Source organism: Vibrio sp. M260118 (assembly GCF_036533755.1).
GTDB lineage: Bacteria > Pseudomonadota > Gammaproteobacteria > Enterobacterales > Vibrionaceae > Vibrio.
The window spans coordinates 1-1,578 of sequence record NZ_JATABG010000554.1 but is presented as its reverse complement, the minus strand read 5'-3'; the positions used below and the strand labels follow the sequence as shown (position 1 = coordinate 1,578).

Sequence of the window (1,578 nt, the reverse complement as noted above, 5' to 3'; positions counted from 1 at the left end):
AGGTGGCCGCTTTTGCTTAGAAGAACATCGTGCAATTTACGATGGGATCATGGCAGGCAATGGCGAGTCGGCGAAAATAGCATCTCACACTCTGCTAAACGACGACAATCAGAAATTGGCTCAAATCGTCAACGGTTAACATACTTCTTTAAAAGGCTAAGTCTACTTCATTTTCGTAGTAGCTTAGCCTTCGCATTAAATGCAAAACCACTGCTGTTCCCAAAGGTTTATTCATGTCATCTAAAGCCTATATTAGAAAAAACCTCTCACTTGCTTGGCCATTGGCGTTGAATGCACTGTTAATGCAATCAATGTTGATGATCGACACGTTTCTTGTCTCTCCCCTTGGTGAGGTTTCTCTAGCTGCAATGGGGATTGCGACCACCGTAGTTTCATTTGTACTTGGTATTCAAATTCAGAAGTGGTTAGACATAGCATTATGATGTCTGAGTTTTCAGCAAGTTCCTTTGCTGTTGCTGGGTTTTTAGCACCACGAGCAACACAAGCCGCAACAGCTTCCGCGTTTAGATCCATTACGTTTAGCTCGTAGCCACGGTTTTGTAGGTTTTCAACCATGTTGCCGCCCATTAGACCTAAGCCGATGAATCCAATAACAGGTTTAGTCATATCTTGCTCCAAATATCTTATTGTATGATTAATTGGTCTAAGTATTATTCTTTGTTTAGAAATTTGCAATAAGAAATTTGTCTCAACAGAACCACTGCTCGAGATTTTATCCAGAATTGAGACTTACGTAGTATTTTGTCGGGCTGTAAGGCTTTGCTTAAATGATGGTGTAGGAAAAAGATCAACTTTTTCGCTCATTTCTTTTAATTGTATAAGCTAGGTTTACACTTGCGTCTTACAGTGTTTTTGTCTGATATTGTAATACAAAATGGCCTGGGTGTAACTAAGGGTTCTCAACTCAATTCAAGCCAGTGATAGGCTACTGACTTTTATACGAGTAGTACTGCTTCCTAGCTTTAATCTCTAACCTTTTTTTGAACTTTGTATACATCATCAGTCCCTAGACCAAGGTAGATTCTCTTCAACAATCAATATTTATTTTGTTTGTGCACTAATTATCAATCTTTAAGTTTATCTAAATAGCCAATATGTGCCTAACACCAGTGATGTTCGATGTCTTTCCGATTGGAATGGCATTTTATTTGTTGAGTTAAGATCGTCTTAGCACTTAGAGTACATGCATTTTTCACCAGAATATTGTGCTGTTTTACATCGTTTAACTAAAAATCATTTGAGTACTAAATAATATTCAGGCATTTTATATTTAATTGAACGTTCAATTAAAAATAAATGGAGTGAATAAATGCCTAAGGTTGGTATGCCTAGTATTCGCAAACCTCAACTTGTTCAAGCCACCATGGCAGTGATCGACCGTGTAGGAATGCAGTCTGCAAGTATTTCGCTGATAAGCAAAGAAGCGGGTGTCTCTTCGGGGATTATTAACCACTATTTTGGTGGCAAGCAGGGGTTGCTAGAAGAAACCATGCGAGAGATTCTTCGTCAGCATTCTACCTCCATTTCAGGCAAGCTTAGGCAATTGCCCCAAGATGC

1 protein-coding gene and 3 pseudogenes are annotated in these 1,578 nt (G+C 39.0%); 3 read left to right on the top strand and 1 reads right to left on the bottom strand.

Features of this window, described 5'->3' with window-relative positions:
* Positions 1 to 139: pseudogene (locus QTO00_RS19490) on the top strand (FadR/GntR family transcriptional regulator); the annotation flags it as partial.
* A 94-nt stretch (positions 140 to 233) separates the two neighbouring features.
* Positions 234 to 416: pseudogene (locus QTO00_RS19485) on the top strand (MATE family efflux transporter); the annotation flags it as partial.
* A gap of 1 nt (position 417) precedes the next feature.
* On the opposite strand, the pseudogene QTO00_RS19480 reads toward QTO00_RS19485, so the two are convergent.
* Positions 418 to 627 (bottom strand): annotated as a pseudogene (locus tag QTO00_RS19480) (NAD(P)-binding domain-containing protein); the annotation flags it as partial.
* 703 nt (positions 628 to 1,330) lie between these two features.
* Between QTO00_RS19480 and QTO00_RS19475 the strand changes: the two are divergent.
* Positions 1,331 to 1,578 (top strand): TetR family transcriptional regulator (locus tag QTO00_RS19475; RefSeq protein ID WP_331426220.1); only part of this gene is annotated, 248 nt, incomplete at its 3' end.